Origin of the sequence: Burkholderia sp. MSMB1078WGS (genome assembly GCF_001528895.1) — a bacterium.
In the GTDB taxonomy this organism is placed as follows: Bacteria; Pseudomonadota; Gammaproteobacteria; order Burkholderiales; family Burkholderiaceae; genus Burkholderia.
Map to the genome: position 1 here is coordinate 72668 of NZ_LPDI01000045.1, position 17775 is coordinate 90442.

General features: G+C 58.9%; 16 protein-coding genes. 1 reads left to right on the forward strand and 15 read right to left on the reverse strand.

From position 1 onward, the window contains the following. The 15 genes from WT24_RS14310 to WT24_RS35605 form a co-directional block, all read right to left on the reverse strand. Positions 1-948: a cyclopropane-fatty-acyl-phospholipid synthase family protein gene (locus tag WT24_RS14310; protein WP_060034235.1), complete on the reverse strand. Its 948-nt coding sequence runs from the start codon at positions 946-948 to the stop codon at positions 1-3. Next, the gene (gene dxs / locus WT24_RS14315; RefSeq protein ID WP_060034237.1) at positions 945-2891 is read right to left on the reverse strand and encodes a 1-deoxy-D-xylulose-5-phosphate synthase; all 1947 of its coding nucleotides are present in this window, start codon (positions 2889-2891) and stop codon (positions 945-947) included. The genes WT24_RS14310 and dxs overlap by 4 nt, the downstream gene beginning before the upstream one ends. A 32-nt stretch (positions 2892-2923) precedes the next feature. Next, on the reverse strand, positions 2924-3514 hold the full coding sequence (idi, locus tag WT24_RS14320) for an isopentenyl-diphosphate Delta-isomerase (RefSeq protein WP_060034240.1): 591 nt from the start codon (positions 3512-3514) through the stop codon (positions 2924-2926). A gap of 1054 nt (positions 3515-4568) precedes the next feature. Beyond that, on the reverse strand, positions 4569-5258 hold the full coding sequence (locus WT24_RS34350) for a class I SAM-dependent methyltransferase (RefSeq protein WP_156441798.1): 690 nt from the start codon (positions 5256-5258) through the stop codon (positions 4569-4571). An 858-nt stretch (positions 5259-6116) separates the two neighbouring features. Continuing rightward, on the reverse strand, positions 6117-7490 hold the full coding sequence (locus WT24_RS14325; protein WP_060034243.1) for a hypothetical protein: 1374 nt from the start codon (positions 7488-7490) through the stop codon (positions 6117-6119). Positions 7491-7539: 49 nt separating this feature from the next. Then, the gene (locus WT24_RS14330) at positions 7540-7788 is read right to left on the reverse strand and encodes an energy transducer TonB (RefSeq protein ID WP_060034245.1); all 249 of its coding nucleotides are present in this window, start codon (positions 7786-7788) and stop codon (positions 7540-7542) included. Positions 7789-7836: 48 nt separating this feature from the next. After that, the gene (locus WT24_RS14335; RefSeq protein WP_257127485.1) at positions 7837-9141 is read right to left on the reverse strand and encodes a galactosyl transferase GMA12/MNN10 domain protein; all 1305 of its coding nucleotides are present in this window, start codon (positions 9139-9141) and stop codon (positions 7837-7839) included. A 72-nt stretch (positions 9142-9213) separates the two neighbouring features. Further along, positions 9214-11034 (reverse strand): tetratricopeptide repeat protein, encoded by a 1821-nt coding sequence (locus tag WT24_RS14340; protein ID WP_060034251.1) that lies wholly within the window; start codon positions 11032-11034, stop codon positions 9214-9216. A 77-nt stretch (positions 11035-11111) separates the two neighbouring features. Further along, complete coding sequence (locus tag WT24_RS14345) at positions 11112-11507, reverse strand: H-NS family nucleoid-associated regulatory protein (protein ID WP_060034255.1); 396 nt, start codon at positions 11505-11507, stop codon at positions 11112-11114. Between the two features lie 26 nt (positions 11508-11533). After that, complete coding sequence (locus tag WT24_RS14350) at positions 11534-12688, reverse strand: DUF2827 domain-containing protein (protein ID WP_060034258.1); 1155 nt, start codon at positions 12686-12688, stop codon at positions 11534-11536. Continuing rightward, positions 12685-13281 (reverse strand): hypothetical protein, encoded by a 597-nt coding sequence (locus WT24_RS14355; protein ID WP_060034261.1) that lies wholly within the window; start codon positions 13279-13281, stop codon positions 12685-12687. Before WT24_RS14355 ends, WT24_RS14350 begins: the two co-directional genes overlap by 4 nt. Further along, positions 13278-14408: a DUF2827 domain-containing protein gene (locus WT24_RS14360; RefSeq protein ID WP_060034264.1), complete on the reverse strand. Its 1131-nt coding sequence runs from the start codon at positions 14406-14408 to the stop codon at positions 13278-13280. Before WT24_RS14360 ends, WT24_RS14355 begins: the two co-directional genes overlap by 4 nt. Beyond that, positions 14402-15547, reverse strand: a complete 1146-nt coding sequence (locus WT24_RS14365) for a DUF2827 domain-containing protein (protein ID WP_060034267.1) — start codon at positions 15545-15547, stop codon at positions 14402-14404. The genes WT24_RS14360 and WT24_RS14365 overlap by 7 nt, the downstream gene beginning before the upstream one ends. A gap of 233 nt (positions 15548-15780) precedes the next feature. Further along, the gene (locus WT24_RS32775; RefSeq protein WP_082742179.1) at positions 15781-16479 is read right to left on the reverse strand and encodes an OmpA family protein; all 699 of its coding nucleotides are present in this window, start codon (positions 16477-16479) and stop codon (positions 15781-15783) included. Positions 16480-16575: 96 nt separating this feature from the next. Continuing rightward, positions 16576-17241, reverse strand: a complete 666-nt coding sequence (locus WT24_RS35605) for a YadA-like family protein (protein WP_306453349.1) — start codon at positions 17239-17241, stop codon at positions 16576-16578. Between WT24_RS35605 and WT24_RS35610 the strand changes: the two genes are divergently transcribed. Then, a partial coding sequence (locus tag WT24_RS35610; protein WP_306453350.1) for a hypothetical protein occupies positions 17234-17775 on the forward strand: 542 nt, incomplete at its 3' end. The two genes, WT24_RS35605 and WT24_RS35610, sit on opposite strands and share 8 nt — an antisense overlap.

Here is a 17775-nt window from a genome sequence, read left to right on the forward strand (position 1 = left end):
TCAGGCGGATTCCCGCCGCGCGATGACGCTGTAGGTCGAGAATTTGTCCTTGATCAGCGCGACCGAAAGGCTCACCGCCATGACGCGCAGCTCCTCCAGCGGCGGCGGGATATTGCCTGGCGTAAAGTGCCGTTCGATGTTCTTCTTGACGTCCATGAACCAGCGCACGACGTCGATATTGGCAGGCAGGACGCGGATGTCCTCCACCACGAACCCGCTGTCCTCAATCACGCGCCGGAAATAGTCCGGACGTTTGCGGTGCTTGCAGGCGAGCCGGTCCACCTCGTCATGGATATCCGAGCGATAGTCGTCGAGCGGCACGTTGTAGAGGTTGTCGGAGATCACCAGCTTCGCGCCTTCGCGCACGCGGGGGGCGAGCCTGCGCATCGCGCGCTCGTACAGATCGTCCGGGAAGTGCGTGATGACGCCGCGGATGGTCACCAGGTCATAGGGCTCGTCGGCGTCCGGCAGCCGGTCGACGTCCTGCGCATCGCACAGATAGAGATGGACGCGATCGTCGAGCTGCTGCCCGGCGAGATATTTCGCGCAATATTCGAGCTGGGTTCGGCTGACATTGACGCCATCGAGCCGCGCGCATGCCGGAAAGCGCTCTGCCAGATATTTGAGACCGAAGCCCCACCCGCAGCCGACATCGAGAATGCGCCGGATGATCGGGGCCGGCTCGGAACCGCCAAAGCCTGCGATCTCCATCTGTTGGTCGAAATAGCGCAGGCCCGATTCGTCGAGCGAAATCGGCGGCGTCGAACGCGGATCGTCATAGACGCCGAACTGGAACATGAGGTTGTCCCCGATCGCCTTGCGCCAGTCTTCGGGGTCGTCCTGATAGGTATATTCCACCTTGCCCAGATAAGGATTGGGCACGGCGCCGGGCACCACTTCAAACGGAGCGGCGACGGCGTGGCCGGTGGGCGCGAGGGTTGTGCTCATGAGAGTCTTCTCCGTGTGGCGTTCAAGGAAACGGGCTCAGGCGTGCGGATCGCCGCGACAGCCCGACTGGCAGAAAGGTTGGCGTCGAGGAACACCTCGATCGACCGCGACAGGCCATCGGCATGCAGGCCGCAAGCTTCGAGCAGCCTGGTCGGATCGCCATGCTCGATAAACCGGTCGGGCAAGCCGATCTGGAGCACCGGAATCAGAATGCCCAGCGCCGCCAGCGCTTCCAGGCACGCGGAACCCGCGCCGCCCATCACGCACCCTTCTTCCACGGTCACGAGCGCATCGTGCGTCTGCGCCAATGCCCGCAGCAAGGTTTCGTCCAGCGGCTTGATGAAGCGCATGTTGGCGACGGTGGCGTCGAGCCGCTCGGCTGCGGCCAGTGCTGGTGCGAGCATCGCGCCGAACGCCAGGATCGCGACGCGCTTGCCCATCGGCTGCGACGATTCGAATCGGACTTCACCCCGGCCGATCGGCAGCGCTTTCATTTTCGCGGCGATGGCGGCACCGGGCCCGGTGCCGCGCGGATAGCGCACCGCGCTGGGGCCGTCGTGCAGCAACGCGGTGTGCAGCATCTGCCGACACTCGTTCTCGTCCGACGGTGCCATCACCACGAGATTCGGAACGCAGCGCAGATAGGCCAGGTCGAATGCGCCCATGTGCGTGGCGCCGTCGGCGCCGACCACGCCGCCGCGGTCGATGGCGAACACCACGGGCAGGCGCTGGATCGCGACGTCATGGATGAGCTGATCGTAAGCGCGCTGCAGGAAGGTCGAATATATTGCGACCACCGGACGGAGGCCTTCGGTCGCCAGCCCGCCGCCGAAGGTGACGGCGTGCTGCTCGGCAATCCCGACATCGAAGTAGCGATCGGGGAAGCGCCGCTCGAATTCGACCAGTCCCGATCCCTCACGCATCGCCGGCGTGATCGCCACCACGCGGCTGTCGCGCTCCGCCTCGTCGCAGAGCCAGTCGCCGAAGATTTGCGCATAGGTGATCTTGCCTGTTGTGGCCGGCATGATCCCCACTGACGGATCGAACTTGCCTGGTCCGTGATACAGCACCGGATCGGCTTCGGCCGGCGCGTATCCTTGTCCTTTACGCGTGAGGACATGGAGCAATTGCGGCCCCTCGAGCGTGCGCAGCGTCTCTAATGCAGGAACCAGCGCATCGAGATCGTGCCCGTCCAGCGGGCCGACATAATTAAAGCCGAGCGCCTCGAACAGTGTGGCCGGTAACACGATGCCTTTCAGATGCGTCTCGAGCCGATGAGCGATGTCCTTTGCGGCCGTGGGCATCATCTGCAACGCGGCTTTCGCGTTGACTTTCTGCTGGTTGAGAAAGCGGTTTGCGGTCAGTTTTGCGAGGCAGTCGCGCAATCCGCCGACCGACGGCGAAATCGACATGTCGTTGTCGTTCAGAATGACCAGCAGGCGCATGTCCTCGTGCGTCGACACGTTGTTCATCGCCTCGAATGCCATCCCTGCGCTCAGCGCGCCGTCGCCGATCACGGCGACACAGTGCCTTGCTTCGCCCGCGATCCGTGCCGCATGGGCCATGCCGAGCACGGCCGAAATCGATGTGCTGGAATGCGCGGTGCCAAAAGCGTCGTAGGCAGACTCCTCGCGTCGTGGAAAGCCGGAAATACCGCCCAGCTGCCGTAACGTTTTCATCGCATCGCGACGGCCGGTCAGAATCTTGTGGGGATACGACTGGTGCCCGACATCCCAGACGATGCGATCGTACGGTGTGTCGAACACATAGTGCAGCGCGATGGCGAGTTCGACGGTACCCAGATTCGACGACAGATGGCCGCCCGTGGCCGATACGGTTTGCAGCACGAAGTCGCGCAATTCCTTTGCCACGTCCGCGAGTTGCCCGCGTGCGAGTTTCCGCAACGCGGCCGGTGTATCGATCGACTTCAGCAAGGCGTCCATGTCGTTGTCCCGAGCTGATCTCGCAGATCCCGTCAGCGCGATGTTGCGCGCGATACGGGGACGCCCCTGGCGGGAAGGGATGCGCCGCTGCCCGACATGGTTCGCCATTGCGCGAGGCCCTTCGTTCTCGCGCGGCCCAGGATTTCCCGGAACCAGACGGTGAAGTCGTGCGGTCGGCACTCGACCAGATCCACGACCCGATCGACCGGGATCCATTGCCAGTCGGCGACCTCGTCGGGATTCGCCGTCGGCTCGCCCTCCAGGGTGCCGGCGAAAACATGGTCGTACTCGTGCTCGATCAGCCCGCCGGGCAATTCCGCCCGGTACGTCAGTGACGACACCTTGTTCATCCGGCAAGCGACGCCCATCTCCTCGCGCAGACGTCGCGATACCGCCGCGTCCAGTTCCTCTCCATACCGCGGATGGCCGCAACAGCTGTTGCTCCACAGGCCCGCCGAGTGGTATTTCCGGAGGGCGCGCCGCTGAAGCAGCAGACGGTCTCGGTGGTCGAAAATGAAGATTGAAAAAGCCCGGTGCAATGCGCCATTTTGGTGAATTCGCGTCTTGGTGTCGAAACCTAAAGGCGTATCGTTCTGGTCTACCAGAATGAGAGTCTCATCCATATCATTTCCGTTCAGCTTGAATTTCTATGGAGGGTGAATTACGCGCGCGACGACCATCGATCGGAAATTACTTGATGAATGGATTTCGCAATCCGCGAAGAATTCTGATAATCTAACGAGCGCACAGATTCATCCGAAAACTATTCCGGAATTTTAAATGCACGCATAATCGCTATGGTCTAGCGGAAAGGTAACGGCGGTAGCTCGGTGCGAGCCATACTTGTCTTTCCTTTCGTATGTGGTGCCAGCAACTCAAGGCCTGCGTATCTCCGCAGACCCACTCAATGATAAAACGATTGAAATTATGCAAATCTGCATGAAGCTGGAGTCTGTGTGTGATCCTGTCGTCAAATTCCCGGCAAAGCGAAAGAGCGCACCACAAAAGTATTTATTAATTCACTTAATTAGTATCGCCAGTGTCGCGAGCTTCCCATCCGCATAGAAGCATTTTGAATCAATCTAGGATTTTAAAATTGTTGCGTCAAGCACGATTTGTGGTCGTTCGAGAAGATGACGAGGCCACGGAAATTGTTTAATTTTCTGGAATGCCGAGCCAACTTGGGAGTGTAGCAGACTTTGAATTCTGACCGTGGAATGATATGACTCCCGCTGTCAATCGGGATCGACTTCCCCGATTCGAGATATGAACAAAGTAAGCGCTTATGCGTTGCAGAGCATAAGCGTTCTTAGGCACAGTTCCTGCATATGCTCAGATCTCGACGGATTGAGTTCTGCGATGACCATGGAGTGCTGGTAAGAGCCCGCCGGAACCTGAAACGTCTTCGCATAATCGGACCGACCTTCCCCGATCGATCATCCCCGTCGACAGAGAAGCTCATGAACAACACGCCGACTCCGGCTCCGGCCGTGCCCCGTCACGAGGTAACGGTAAGCGATTAGTGCAGGCAGAACTGCCCGACGAACCGAGCAGTTGGGGCGGCGATTTCGATTGCCTTCTCTCGCAGGTCGTGGCATCCAGAAAAGACAATCATCGACGCAATACCCCGCGCTCTCGTAGACAAAATGCATTCGCTCATAACCATTAAGATTAGCTTCACCAACTGCCCGGTGAGCCTGAGGGTAGGGTTTGCAACCGAGCTCGCACGTCTGCGATCTCCCACATTCCGAGGCATCGATCGTACTGTGGAATCGTCCCGATCTCCGGATAGGTAATCGATTCATGACTGCCCTCGATCAACAATGCGCGTGGCGGTGGCAGATTGTATGGTTCCATTTCTAGGTTGATCGGCGTCCAGCCACCTGTATTGATATCGCCGTTGCGCGGATAGGTGCGGTATGTGAAAGTTGTCGTCAGCAGATATTTGGCATCTGTTTGACATAGATTATGCAGCGCCCGGAACACGTCCGCGTGCGAGAAATGGAACAGACAGTCGCGACAGAGAATCAGGTCCACCTCGGGTAGCGAGTCTGTCAACAGATTTAGGCGGACAAAGCTACGCTGCGACGATGCGTAAGTTACCTGATTCGCCCGAACGATATCCTCGACGATGTCCGCGCCGACATAATGTATGCCGCTCAGATCGACATGGCGCATCCAATTGAAGTCGCCACACGGCACATCAAGGACAGAACGCACACCGAGGCGCTGCAACAGTCCAGGCAACTCTCGAATGATGCGCTCGGTATTCCGAAGCTCGGAGCCCCATCCGGAGACGCTTTCGGTCGAGTGCCACGCTTGCTCGTGATAGATTCTGGAAAACACTTCAGTAGTTGGATCCGACATCTTCAATTCTCCCCGTGTGAGATAAAAGGTCCATCTAGCCGCGCATGCCCGAGACAACACAGCGAACGACCAATAGATCACATCAAGCGCACATGTGCGCACGCTGTAGAACAAGCGGCACATCCATTTCGTCAACTCTCCTCAACGGACAAGTAATATCTTCCGGTTTGATCATCGATCTTTCCTACTCAAACGCAGCCTTGATCAGATTCTTCATTTGTGAAAACCGCACGGACAACTTCCACAGGCAATGCGATGTGCGCGAATCGAAAGCGCCGCTTTACTAATCGAGTCTCTCCAATGGCCTGCCCGCCCCGCTCTCACAACATGTACGGTCGGATAAAGCGCTGTACGCTCACGATTCCCCCATCGTGCATCCGATTTCGGGCCCACAATAAGAACTGTCGGCATACCCAACGCCCTCGCGAGATGCGCTTGCGTCGCACAAGTGGTGACGATTAGGTCCACGCCGAGCATAAGACCATAAAGATCGGAGAAGCCGCAAATAGAAGCGCCGGCATAGATAATACGTTGATTGCAATCGTCGTCGCAGGTGGTTAAATTCCGATTCAAACTGAATCATACGGAATCGGTGATCTGTGTGAACGAATCGCGGCAGCAACCCCTGCCCGCTCGATCCCGCTCCCTGGGCCTCCCACGACAGGTCGAAACAGAGAAGCGTCACAACTGCCGCTGTCGTGACGACGATTCCGCACGGTACGCCGGAGATCAACCAGTCGGTCGAATTCACGCCCATTGCACTGCCTCGTTATTCTGTTTCATTCAATTCTCAACATTGGTGCAGTTCGTTCATGCATCCGACATCCTGTCGATCACATTAAATACCATCGTGTTACATCATCGCGTCCAACTCCAGCGATTCCATATCGACATCGTAATCGCACGGTAATGGTTGTGCTGGGCGGGGAAATGCACGAACCGGCTGTCTGGCGTCGCATAGACGGGAGATGCAGCCAGCGTCATCGCATCAACGATGTAACTCGCATCGAGCATCCCGAAATCACGCAGTGCATCCTGGATTGCCTGTTGATCACCACCGCTCGCGTAGATCGACGAACGATCGACAACGGACTCAATTCCAGAGCAGATCCGGTCGATCAATGCGCGTATTGCCGACGTGTTGCGTGCGCCGAACATGCACGAATTCATCGCCCACGCCGTATGATCCATTCCGATGATGAAGTCGCGTCCGGCGATCGTGTCTTCGACCGGTAGGTCTTGATTAACGGCCAGCACATCGGCATCTACCCAGAACACAAAAGCGTGCTCTTCAAGATGCCTTCTGACCAGATGTGCCTTTGCCCAGTTAGCTGCGATTCCGCCCGGCAGATCGTTTGGAATTTCCCGATATACGTGATATGCGTAGCCATGCCGCTGGCAATAGCGTACGAAATTCTCCTCGTGGATCTGACCGTAGCCGGCAATCTCCGATGTATTGAGCGTCACGAAAGCGATGCGCGCGCCGAGGTTCAGGTGCATTGATGCTGGGCGCACGCCATGCCTCGCGGCATTCCACCGTTCCGCCGCGCGAGGTATAGTTTTGCCCGCGATCTGCCGGGCATCGTCGAGCAGCGCGAGGACATAGCGAAAATCGTAGTCCGGCGTTACGGCCCATTCTCCCTCGCGCAGCTCCCAGCGCGGTGCATTATGCGCAATCAGCGGCATCGCTTCGGGTAGCGAATCGAGTGCCAGTCCGTCGTCCCAGACGGTCTGAGCCGCCGCGAAATGCCCGTTCGTCAATCGGTTCTCGAACGGCAGCACCGGAAACGCACGAGCCAACAGCATCGCCTCCTCGTATTCGGCATACCCGGCCAGATGCGCTGCCCATTTCCCGATCTCAAGAACGAGTACTCTCAGTCGCTCGCGAATCGCCAGGTTGTTCCGGAAGATCATGCCACTTGCGGCCGGCAGATCCGAGTGCGGAGCCTGGCTCGTAACGATCGCGTCGTAGCCGCGCGCAACATCATCTAGCGCATGCGCGGCGTAGACCACTGAAAACGGATCCAGTACGAGTAACAGACGATCATCACGTGTGCAGACGAGCTCATGAAAAATCGCCTGGTATTTGTAGAGAACCGCCTGCCTGCGACCAAATACATGCATGCCGTCAGCGATCGCGTGTGCATACCCGTTTGCGCGCGCATAGCCCGCGTGATTGTCAATTAGCCCGTCAACTGGGCGGTTGGTCAATACCGTCAGTACTCTGTTCATTCTCGTTATCCGTCACAGCAAGCGATGCCTGGTGCTCAGGCGCTGTCATCTAGTCGTCGAACGTATAGGCAATCTCATGCCAGCGTCGCACGGCCCGCTTTCCCGTGCGCGCCGGCGCATAACTACGCTCGCGCAATGCGCTCAATGCAATCGCATCACATGCGGAATCGCCGCAACTCACCTTCAAGACGACGTCCTGCACAACGCCACGCTCATCGAGCAACACGCGCGCAAGCACTCGCTTTGGCCGCGAATGCAACGAAATTGCTTGTTTCAGCAACCTGTCGAGAAGTGTCATTTCATGTTCGGCAAAGTAGTCGTTACGTGCTTGGAAATATGACGCGTCTTACCCGGCACGGTGTGCGTCGTCGTATGCCATCACGAGCGTACGCATCTCCGTCCACATTCCGTAGTAGTGCACGATGAAGCTGTCCGGGCCAACCATAAACCACGGTGTATTGATCACAAGCGGATTCAGGATTTTCCGATCATCGAGCAACCCTGCTTCTTGCATCGCCTCGATGAAATAGAACTGGTCACCATTTTGCGCATACACTGACGAACGATCTGTCAAACCGCGAATCCGCGTCATCAGACCGCGCAGCATCGCCGCGTTTGCAGCGGTGCGGCGAAATCCCATCACGCCCGAATTGAACGGCCACTGCCCGATATCGCGGGCAAGTAGGTAATCCCTGCCTTCAAGCAACGCGTCGATCGGTCTGTCGTGGTCTAGGACCAGCACGTCCGCATCGACCCAGATGATCCATTCGTGATGCGGCAGATATGCATCGAGAAGCCATGGCTTGAACCAGTTTCCTGTACCCGACAGGCCGATTTCGGCCGGCGTGTCGCGATACACATAAAATGTGTAGCCGTGTCGTTCCGAATACAGCCGCAGGTTACGCTCGGCAATGCCGCCATAGCTGGCTATTCCCGGCGTGTACAGCATGACAAACGCGATCTCCCTGCCCGGCGTATAAGTGCTGCGTTGTGACGCCCCATCGCCGACGGGCGTAGCGAATGAAAACGGCGGAAGATGGAGCATCCGGGACGTCTCCAGGTGATCGCACAGAATCTTACGAAAACGCGATGCACTGCCCGTTTGTGTCGGAGGGTCATGCAGATCGGCGAGACTAATCGCAAACGTTTCGGTACGGCTCCAGTACGGATCGATGTTCGGGCCCGTATGCATTACCGCATTCACACCGTCGATCGGCACGTACCATGGATGCACCAGTTCGCCATCGAGCGGCGTCGCTGCATCGTTGAGCCGATCGCCGCCGAGCTTGCAGCGCTGCATTATCCGGTAGAGACTCGCTTTCGTATCAGGCGTATTGCGCCAGAACTGCACATCCGCTTGAGGGCGGTCGCGCTCGACGCCGACCAGCAGCGCATCCCGGTCATTCATGAGCCGATCAAGCGAACAGGGTTCGACGATGAGCGCGTCCTCGCTCAGCAGCAGGACGACAGTGTCGTCCGGGCAAGCGTCGAGTAAGTCAAGCAGCGCTTCATACCGATGTAGCGCCCGCACCTGCACATCTCGCGGCCCAGCCGACGCATCGACGAACACATGCCGATAGCCTTGTTTTTCCGCATACCAGGCATGATTGGCACGCACTTCCGGTGCGTGCCCGGTAAAGAAACTCAGCACACAGTGCGATCGCAATTATCGTTCTCCAAATCTTCAATCAAACAGGCAGCCCGCCTAACCGGCCACATCGTGTCATACGTCGGCGTATGCCGCACCGCCTGCTGCTCTGGCGACGAGACACCTCAGGTCGTCCGCTACCCGTTCCACGACAGGTTCCCACTCCTGATACGCAGACTGTCGATACAGCGTCGTTCCCGGGTACCATGGAGTGTTGGTACGATGCCTCGACCATACCCAATGTGGATTGACGTCCAGCAACAGCCATACCGGCACACCGATCGCACCCGCGAGATGCGCGACGGACGTGCAAACCGTGATGACAAGATCCAGCGTCGACAGCAACGTCGCGGTATCGTCATATGAGTGAAGGTCAGCGGTGGGATCGACCAGCGAGAGCCCAGCAAGCCGCATCGCGGCGACATCAGCCGACGCGTCAACCTGCAAGCTCACGAACTCGACGTCGTTGATGTCGCGGAACGCACACGCATAGATCGTTGGGTCAATCGAGCGCAACAGATTGCGCGAATGTACACGATTGCCACTCCAGACCAATCCGACGCGCATTAGTTGGCGCGTGCGCGCCCGTGCGCACCGTTGCGCAACGGCTTCCGGATTCGCCCGCAGGTAGTGCGGCACCTCGGCCAAGCGATCGCCAGTAACTCCTAGGACATACGGCAGACTGCCCAGAGGTAGATGGAAGTCATGTGCCGGAAGGGTGAGTGTATCGTGCGGTACAATCACATCGACGTGATCGCCGACGCTACGCGCGAAGAGCGACAGCAATTGCGAGAAACAGCAATAGACGAGTTTGCCGCCCTCCATGTGAACACGCTCGGCAAGCCGCGGCAAAAAGCGGACGAATTGGATGGCGTCGCCATTGCCCTGTTCGCCCCAGACGAATAGCGTGCGACCGGTGAACGACTCGCCGTTCCAGCGCGGAGACGGAAGTTTCGGTGACAAATCCCTCAGCTCTGGGGAACCGAGCCAACGCGCCTCATGGTTGGCCCAACCGTTCGCGTAATCCTCGCGCGCCAGTTGCAGCATCGCTATCGCCCATGTGATCGACGGATTGACGGGATCGAGTTGCTGCGCGCGCAATGCGACCATCAACGCCGCATCCGATTGTTGCTGCTCCTTGAGCACCTGCACGCGGGTCTGCAACGCTACCGGATAGTCGGGCGCAAGCGCACAGGCTCGCTCCGACGCCACCTCACTGCCCGCGAGGTCACACTGGCCGAGCAACACCACCGCTAGGTTGTTCCAAGCCAGCGCGTTGTCCGGTTCCCGCTCGAGCAGCGTGTAGAGAAGCGTTTGCGCCTGGCTCAGTTCGCCCCGCTCGATATGCGCCGCCGCGATGTTGTTTTGCAGCATCGGGACCCGTGGATCGAGTCGGTCGGCCTGCATATACGCGGCCAGCGCGGCGTCATGTCTGGCCGCGCGCTGATGCAGCAAACCGAGATGGAACCAGCCCCGCGCGCTGCCCGGCTGCGCGTCGCAAAAGCGCGTCGCCACCTCGAGCATGTCGATATCATCAGGCTTTGCCGCCTGCATCTCAATCCATTCAAGTACCCAGGACTCTCCGGGTGACATGGTCCGATACGCACGGCGATATGCATCGTTCGCACCAACAGCGTCGCCATTGGAGGCAGCCTGCCTTGCACACTCCACCAGCGTCGGTCCGCTGTTCGGATCGAGTACCAATGCACGCTCCAGCAGTACCGTTGCGTCGGAAAGACGGCCACGCATTCGCATGACGCGACTCGTGGCAGCCAGCAGCGCCGCATCGGTCGTTTCGCGTGTGCAATGCTCATCGCTCAACTTCGCGGCTCCTATCAGATCGCTGCGGTCGAGCAGGTGCTCGACCTGCACAGAAATGGGTAATTGAACGGTCATGGTACGCTCGGCGCGTCTTCAATCATCAAGCAGAGGTTGGTGCGGAGCCTGTCGCGAGGCGGACACAAGGTTGAAATTCAATCGATCCGACCGCGGCTGTCGTTTGCCGTTTCCGACGTTCTGCCCGTATCGACGGGCACGTATCGCTCCGCGTCTTCGTCCGTCGTCGCCTGAATTCGATACTGTTCGCGATCTTTTCCGGCAAGCCAGTGGGGCGTACGCCCGCGCCCGCTCCACGTCTGGCCTGTTTGCGGATTCCAATATTTTGGGGCCACACTTCGCTTCTTCGTTGCAAGCGGCATGTGTTCTTTGTTGCGCGGCACCACATCCATGTCAAAGCCGAATGCCTCCAGTACCTCGCGCACGCGGTTCGCCACAAGGTTCGCAACGCGGTCGCACTCCATCTGCCTCTCGCGCTCGATCTGGAATTTCAATCGGTCGTACTGCTCCAACAGGGTTCTGTAGCTGCTCATTGCTCCTCCTCGCCCGCTCGTGCCGCTCACGCGCGGTTGAGCTGCAGCATCAGTTCGTCATAGCGCGTGACGATTTCCCCGTTGGTCGAAAGATAGCGTGCAATGACCTGACGTTGACGAGCTCGATACTGTTCCCAGTCGGCGTCATGGTTCTGGATCGCATAAACGAGTTGGCGTGCACCCTCGTCGACGTCATTGTCCGGATAGTAGTAGCCGAGCTCGCGGCATAGGTACGCGTTGTGAACGAACGGATATCCGTTCCAGCACACGTCGAAGTAAAAATAGTTCAACGCCAGCCCCCATTGATGAGACACGACGATGTCTGTATGTTCGGCCAAGAAGCGCGGTGTTTCAAAGTGGCTGACGAAGCTCGCCTTGCCGTTACGCACGATGTCCAAGTAGCGCGCGATGCCGATGAACTCGGGGCAGCGCGTTGCAAGATGTTCTGCGTTGGTGACATGAAGATGAGAAATGTCTTCACCGACGAGCCGATATGCGTTCTCGGCAATCAGCATCGGATAGAGGCAGAACTTCAGTACGTCGATGTTCGCCTCCATCACAGATAGCCTACGCGGGCCGCTGGCCGGGCGGTATTCGCCCCGATTGGGTAGATCTCGCGTTCGTGCTTCGATGCACATCGGATCCCATACGAACGGAACTTCGCGTGCCGGGCTGCGGCGCAGCGTCTTGAAAAAATGCAGGCTCGTTTCAACCACTTGCGGAATCACCCAGACTTCGTCGTATTGCTGGTTGATGAACATCGAGTCACTCATTCGGCGACCAAATATCATCGCCTCCATCAACTGGACGTACTCCGGGCCGCAACAGTAGCTGACCAATTTCGTGCCGCGTGCCTTGATGTAATGCGTCTGATCGGCATTTATCTGGCCGCCGAGCTCGATCAGGATGTCGAGGTTGTCCTTGACATCGTCGAAACGCCGCATGGGATAACACTCGAGATCCCACGGCAACTTGTCTGTGATCGGAACGGACGTCGTATTTACCAGCACTACCTGATGGCGAAGGGGCGATTGCTGAAACACGCGCATCAGATACAACGCATTTTGCTTGATGCCGTTGACCCACAGGCTCTCGGCCTCGTGATGCAGGCCAATCGTGATACCGATTCGAAGCGAGCGCGGCCCGCGTGCTTCCTGTCTCGTGGCATGCAGCACGGTCATTGCACGGCCCCCCATTGAAACTGCACCTGGCGGCGCAGGATCAGGCAGGAAGGCGGCGTGTCGACGAGCACGACGGTCTCGCGCGGACGAGTCGATTCGGTGTAGACCATGACGGATTTGACGAGTTGAGTAGCGTGATAGCCGTTCAGTTCGCTGCGAGCCACCTGCGTACAGGACAATGGTGCACTGGAAATACGCTCGGCCAGCACCGAACAGCCGCCGCCGATGCCCGGCACCGTAACGAGCGACAGCAAGGCCGAGGATTGCGAAAATTCGATGCCAGACAACGAGAACAGTGGCCCAACATCGGGGCTCGCACGTTGCCAGTCCAACAGGATGTCCGCTCGCGCGGAACGATCAAAAACGCGTGCCGATACCTGGGCGACAGCGTCGTAACAGCGGCGAATACCGATTTCCTGCGCCGCATGTGCAAGTATCGTGACCGACGTGGCCGGCGCCTTGGCGGCCATGGCTGACGGTGCCGGCTGCGCCCGCGCGACACTCCCAGGATGAACCGATGTCCATGCGAACACCAGGACGGCGCCCGTCGCGACGACGACGTGCAATGGCGTCGAAACGTTATTGCGCATCATCGCTCCTCGAACACCGACGCAATCGCTGCGCTGTATTGTTCGACGTTGGCTGGCAGTTCAGGATTGAGCGATGCAAGGAAATCTCGGGCCGTGCGACGGTAGTCATCCAGACGAGCGTCATGTTCGGCGAATGCGCGCCGTAACGTCAATGCGCCGTCCTGGCAATCAAAGCCGTCGTAACGATAGCCGCAGCCACCAAGCAACGAGGAGTTGTGAATCAGCGGATAGCCTCCGTACAACGCCTCGTAATACAGATAGTTCTGCGCGTTTTCCCATTGATGTGAGATCACGGCATCGGCCTGCACGGTCAGGATCTCGTAGATTGGCAGTCTCGGCTCGTAGCTCGCTCGCCCATGACGCGTGAGATCGAGGCTGCGCGCGAAGCCAACGAAGACGGCATCCTCCTTGAGCGACATCGCGTTGAAAACCCGCAGGTAATCGATGAAATCGGGATCCTGCCGGTATGCCAAATCCGCGGTCAGCATCGCGACATGCGCAGTTTTCACCATGCAGATGTTCGGTTCGAGAATCGCAAGGCGCCAGCGCGATCGCCCGGGCACATAGCTGAATGTCCGCTCCGCGCTCGCCGCCTTCAGCGATCGCTCCAGCAGCGCCGGATTCCAGAGGTGCTGCATAACCTTCACCGGCGCACGGGACCCTGCTTCGTAATAGCCGGTACATGTCTTCGCAAAGGCCGGCAATGTCCAGATCGCGCTATACGGAGTACCGGAAAGCAACAACCCATGCGGCAGCCCGAACATCATGCGCTCGATGTCGATCACATAGTCGTTCGCCACGCGCATGCCGATCACGCGACCTCCCCGGTCGCGGAAGCTACGCGCCCAATCCGGATTCAACTGCGCGCTCAGCTCAATGATGACGTCGAGTTTTTCCCGCGCAGCATCGAGATTGATCACCGGCACCGGCGAATGTTCGAGGAACAATTTTGCTTCGGATGGCTTTCCGTCGCCGCCGTTGACGAGATAGGCTGCCTCGACGATCGGCGACTGCCGAAGCAACATTGCTAAGAAGTAGCAGTTCTGAAAGATACCGTTCTCCCAGATCGATTGCTGGCCGGTACGCAGGAAGATCGTGATGCCGACCTTGAGGCGCCTGGATTTCAGCATGATTGACCTCCATGACGACCCCGTGCGCTTACATGGAGCAATTGCTTAAAATAGCGCGCGCCGTTCTCCTCCGCGAGCGGATGCAACCGGCCAAGGAACGCGCATACGTCGCGCTTGTAGTCGGCGACCTTCGCGTCGTGCTGCCGCGCCGCGCGAACCAGCGCCTGTGCGCCCGCCTGCACGTCGAAATCCGGGTAGTAGTAGCCGAGCCCGGACAGCCACGCTGAGTTATGAACCAGCGGATATCCGCCGTACAGTGCATCTAGATGCAGATTGTTTTGATCGTTCTGCCACTGGTGAGCGACGACCGCATCAGCGGCGTGGCTCATGAAATCGACGAAGTCATGCCGGTGATCGACGCGTACGAGCCCTGCCCCTGTCAGTTCGAGCGCGTTGCGCATGAACGAGAACGTCGGATGCTGCTCGAAATGCGCGCTGTTGAGCACCGTCAACTCAGCAACCGCGTCTGGCGCGCAGCGGTATGCCGTATCGGCGATCAGCATCGGCAACATGCAGCACTTTACGACCGAAATGTTCGGTTCGAAAATTGCGACACGCAACGCACGTGTGACTTCGGGCAAGCGCTGCGTGGGTTGGAAGCCGAAATGCCGGCCAACGCCGCCTAACAGGCGGGCTCGCTGATCGATGAACATCGGATCCCAAAGATACGGTACTTCGAACACCGGGCATCGATGCAGCGTCTCGAGCATCGGCCGGAATACGCGGTCCTTGGGCAAGATCCAGATCTCGTCGCATCGGTTCGCACGCGAAAAATAGCCCCCGCGCTTGAATACGCTCGGCTCGATCAGTCCGACATACGGTTGCCCGCAACAGAAATAGACGGTTCGTTTGCCGCGTGCGCGAAGATGGTCCAGCCACTCGATGTCGAGCCCCCCGCTCATTTCGATCGCAATATCGATCGCGTCTGTCGCCTGTTGTGGCGACAACAGCTTCAGATCCGGTAGCAGCGCGCGGATATCGTCTGGAAGTTGCGGTTCCGGCCCGCAGTTCAGCAGCACGACGTCCCGCACTGCCGGCAACGCCTTCAGCAATTTAATCAGGAAGAAGACGTTCTGCCCGAGCCCATTGTCCCAGATGGATTGGCCCGCCCGGGTCACAAGTGAAATTCCAATACGCATAGTCTGTTACCGCGCACCTTTCGATGCATCCCCGTTTTTGATGTGTTCCAATATTGTCCACGCATTGCCCGAAGAATCGGGTTGCGCCGCCGAACCCACTGTGCGATGCCCTCGCTGAATCGCTCAGGAATAAAAAGGAGGATCAGCCCGGGGGAGCAGGCGATCCTCAAACCCCGGCAACTTCCGGATATGCACGAGGACTTGATCCGGAAGCAGTCATCCAGGGAAACGCACTAGGTCTGCGGCAACGTGATTTCGACGCGCCGGTTTTGCGAGCGGCCTTTCACTGTCTCGTTCGTCGCCACCGGTCCTGCCTTGCCATGTCCGCGAACGTCGAACTGTGCGGCGTTAAGTCCGTGCGATTTCAGGTAATTCGCGACGGTCTGCGCGCGAGCTCGCGACAAATGCAGGTTGTATGCGTCGGAACCGACGCCGTCGGTATAGCCGTCGATCGCGACCGTTCCGAAGGACATTCCCTTCGCATCCGCCACCAGCTTGTCGAGTCGCTCTTTCGCAGCAGGCGTCAGAGTTGTCTTGTTGAAATCGAAATTAGCATCGCCAGCCAGCGTAATTTGCCGTGGTACCAGCATGGCCATCGGTGCAGGGACCGCAGCTGCGGCACCTTCTGCCGCTACCGGCTGCGGTGCCTCTCCACACTGGAAAATCAGCGAGCGGGTGTTCTGCTTGCCGTCCGACGTCGTCGAACCCAACGGTGCCAGATCCTCGACCGGACGCACCTTCTGATCGCGACAGATTTCGCTCGCCTTTCGATAGCAGGTAGCCGCGCTTTCGATCAATCCATGGCAATCGACCCGGTAAGTCCGTTGCCCGTCCTGCCGGTCGACCGACCAGGCACTGAACGTCGGCCCGGTCGCAGATGAGCAGCCAACCAGCACGACCATCGCCGCTACGCACAACATTGCGTTACGCATGTAGAGCCTCTTGTTTCATGTCGTTTATCTTCAATTCGCCAAAGCCTTACGTAATCGACAGGCGGCGGGCCAACCACCCGTCGCCTGTCCGGCGCATTACCACTGGTAGCCCAATCCGACACCGTAGGTACGGCCCGCGCTGCTCGCGCCCACGCCACCCTTGATCTTCAGGTTCTCTGTGATCCGTGCGGTGAAGCCCAGAGCCACCGCGCCGTAGCCCTGGTAAGTCCCCGTCCCGATACCGACCGCTATCGTCTTGCCCAGATCGACGTCCGGAATCATCGTCAGCGCTGTGGTGGCAGCCACACCCGAGTAAGCAGTTCGTGCAACAGCCGACACGGAGCCCTGAACAGCGTTGAGCTGCGACACATTCACCGCGTCGGTCGGATTGACACCCGGTCCCACATTGGTGATCCGCCGCTCTGTACCTGGCGCACCGACCGATACCGTGTTGGCTTCACCGGCAATCGATCCCGCGCCGAGTGCGACCGAGTTCGGCGCGCTCGCCGTTGCGTTGGCGCCCATCGCGACGCTGTTCTTGCCACTACCCAACGCGTTTGCCCCGATCACGGTTGCGCCTTCTGCCGATGCATTCGCGCTGTAACCGAGAGCGACCCCATTCGTTCCGGAGGCCGTTGCATTGACGCCCAATGCCATCGAATTGTTGCCGGTCGCTCCATCATTGTTGTAGTTGCCCTGCGGCGTACCGTTATCGTTCACGCTGTAGTAGTGCGTGCGCGTGGCGGAGACGACCGTGGACAACGAAGACACGTTGCTGTTGGTCGTGCTTAACCCCGTCGACAGCGAGCTGGCCGTCGTCGACGCTGAGGTCGACAGCGACGCCACATTGCTGTTGGTCGTACTCAACCCCGTCGACAGCGAGCTTTCCACTGTCGACGTCGAGGTCGACAACGATGCCACATTGCTGTTGGTCGTGCTCAACCCCGTCGACAGCGAGCTGGCCGTCGTCGACGTCGAAGTCGACAGCGACGCCACATTGCTGTTCGTCGTGCTCAGGCCCGTCGACAGCGAACTCGTTGCCGTCGACGTCGAAGTCGACAGCGACGCCACATTGCTGTTCGTCGTACTCAACCCCGTCGACAGCGAACTCGTTGCCGTCGACGTCGAGGTCGACAGCGACGCCACATTGCTGTTCGTCGTGCTCAGGCCCGTCGACAACGAGCTTTCCACCGTCGACGTCGAGGTCGACAGCGACGCCACATTGCTGTTGGTCGTGCTCAGGCCCGTCGACAGCGAGCTTTCCACTGTCGACGTCGAGGTCGACAACGATGCCAC